Origin of the sequence: Pyxidicoccus caerfyrddinensis (genome assembly GCF_010894405.1) — a bacterium.
Lineage (GTDB): Bacteria > Myxococcota > Myxococcia > Myxococcales > Myxococcaceae > Myxococcus > Myxococcus caerfyrddinensis.
This window is the reverse complement of record NZ_JAAIYA010000081.1, coordinates 1-2,814: the sequence shown is the minus strand read 5'-3', so window position 1 is coordinate 2,814 and position 2,814 is coordinate 1. Positions and strand designations below refer to the sequence as shown.

The following is a 2,814-nucleotide window of genomic DNA, read 5'->3' as shown; positions in this document are numbered from 1 at the left end:
AGCTGGGCGCCTCGGTGCCCATTGGCCGTCCCATCACCAACACGCAGGCGTATGTGCTGGACGGGGCGATGCAGCCGGTACCGGTGGGAGTGCCGGGCGAGCTGTACGTGGGAGGAGAAGGCCTGGCGGTGGGGTACGTGGGCCGGCCGGAGCTGACGGCGGAGCGCTTCGTGCCCAGTCCCTTCGGAGACGGTGCACGCCTGTACTGCACGGGCGACGTGGTGCGTTGGCGCGGGGACGGGACACTGGAGTTCCTGGGTCGTCGTGACACGCAGGTGAAGGTGCGTGGCTTCCGCATCGAGCTGGGAGAAGTGGAGACGGCGCTCGCGTCGCACGCGGGCGTCAACGAGGTTGTCGTCGTCGCGAGAGAGGACGGCACCGAGGGCAAGCGCCTGGTGGCGTACGTGACTGCGAAGGAGGGCGTGGAGCTGGAGGCCAGCGTCCTGCGTACGCACCTGAAGCAGCGGCTGCCGGAGTACATGGTGCCGTCCGCCTACGTGGTGCTGGACGCGCTGCCGCTGACGCCGAACGGCAAGGTGGACCGCAAGGCCCTGCCGACACCGGACGCCCACGCTCCGAAGCCGGAGACCTTCGAACCTCCGCGCACGGAGACCGAGCAGAAGCTGGCGGCCATCTTCGCGGAGGTGCTGAACGTCGAGCAGGTCGGCCTGCACGGGGACTTCTTCGAGCTGGGCGGGCACTCGCTGCTGGCGACGCAACTCGTCTCCCGAGTGCGCGAGGTGTTCCAGGTCGAGCTGCCCCTGCGCGATGTCTTCGAAGCCTCCACGGTGGAGAAGCTCGCGTTGAAGTTGGACGGGGCGGGCGCGGGTGCAGAGGTGAAGGCACCGCCGCTGGTCCGCGTCTCCCGCGACCGAGCCCTGCCGCTATCGTTCGCGCAGCAGCGCCTGTGGTTCCTGGATCAGCTGGAGCCGGGCAGCGCCTTCTACAACGTCCCGGTTGCGGTGAAGCTGAACGGGACGCTCGATCTCCAAGCCCTGGAGCGAAGCTTCGAGGCGCTGGTCCACCGTCACGAGTCGCTGCGCACGGTGTTCCGAACCGAGAACGGGCTCCCGGTGCAGGTCATCGAGCACGGGATGCAGGCTCGGCTGGAGTTGGTGGATCTGGGCTCCCTGCCCGAGGTCGCCCGCGCCGCCGAGGCGAAGCGCCTGGCAGGACAGGAGGCCCAGCGCCCGTTCAACCTGGAGCAGGGCCCGCTGTTGAGGGTGACACTGCTGAAGCTCTCCGAGCAGGAACACGTGCTGGTGCTGGTGATGCACCACATCGTCTCGGACGGCTGGTCGATGGGCATCCTCGTGCGCGAAGTGGTAGCGCTCTACGAGGCGTATGCATTGGGGCGTCAGCCTGCATTGCCGGAGCTGGCGGTGCAGTACGCGGACTACGCGGTGTGGCAGCGTGAGTGGCTGAAGGGCGAGGTGCTGGAGGCGCAGCTCGCGTACTGGAAGCAGCAGCTCACCGGGGCCCCGCGAGCGCTGGAGCTGCCGACGGACAAGCCGCGTCCGGCGGTGCAGAGCTTCCGGGGCGACACGCGGTCCTTCCAGTGGCCGAAGGGGCTCGGGGAGGCGGTGAAGGCGCTGGCACAGCGGGAAGGGGCCACGCCCTTCATGGTGCTGCTGGCGGCGTTCCAGACGGTGCTGGCGCGCTACTCCGGGCAGGACGACGTGAGCGTGGGCACGGCCATCGCCAACCGGACGCGGGCGGAGACGGAGGGGCTGATTGGCTTCTTCGTCAACACGCTCGTGCTGCGGACCCGGCTGGACGGCAACTCCACCTTCCGTGAGCTGCTGGGGCAGGTGAGGGAGATGACGCTGGGCGCGTATGCGCACCAGGAGGTGCCCTTCGAGAGGCTGGTGGAGGAGCTGCAGCCCGAGCGGGACATGAGCCGCGGTCCGCTCTTCCAGGTGATGTTCGTGCTGCAGAACGCGCCGGGCTCGGCGGTGAGTCTGCCGGGGCTGACGCTGGAGGCGGCCGAGTCGTCGGGCAAGACGTCGAAGTTCGACCTGACGCTCGGCATGGGTGAGTCGGAGGAGGGCCTCTCCGGCGGCCTGGAGTTCAACAGCGACCTGTTCGAGCCCGACACCATCGAGCGGCTGCTGGGGCACCTGCGGGTGCTGCTGGAGTCGGCTGTCTCGAATCCGGGGCAACGCCTGGAAGACCTGCCGCTGATGGGCGAACAGGAGCGGCGGCGACTGGTGGAGGAGTGGAGTGGGAAGGCCGTGGAGTACCCGCGAGAGGCGTCGCTGGCGGAGCTGTTCGAAGCGCAGGTTCAGCGGACACCGCGCGCCGTGGCCGTGGAGTACGCGGACCAGCGGTTGACGTACGAGGAGCTGAACCGGCGGGCGAACCAGCTGGCGCACCACCTGAAGGGAATGGGAGTGGGCCCCGAGGTACGGGTGGGCCTGTGCGTGGAGCGCTCGCTGGAGTTGGTGGTGAGCGTGCTGGGCATCCTCAAGGCAGGCGGCGTGTACGTGCCCCTGGATGCGAGCTACCCGCGTGAGCGGCTGCAGTGGATGAAGCGCGAGGCCAGCGTCACGGTGCTCGTGTCCCAGAAGAAGCTGGCCGTGGCCGAGGACGGCGAGCCGGTGGTGTTCGTGGACTCCGGGTGGACGGCGTTCTCGCGCCAGCCCGAGAGCACGCCACCGGTCCGGGTGGGTGGCGGCAATCTCGCCTACGTGATGTTCACGTCGGGAAGCACGGGCCGCCCGAAGGGTGTGGGCGTGCCGCACCGAGCGGTGTCCCGGTTGGTGCTGGGCACGGACTTCGCGCACTTCGGGCCGGAAGAGGTGTGGCTGCAGT

1 protein-coding gene is annotated in these 2,814 nt (G+C 69.1%); it reads left to right on the top strand.

What is annotated here, in order from left to right; genetic code table 11:
- Positions 1-2,814, top strand: a 2,814-nt coding sequence (locus tag G4D86_RS51510) for a condensation domain-containing protein (RefSeq protein ID WP_164003067.1), incomplete at both ends; no start/stop codon positions are given.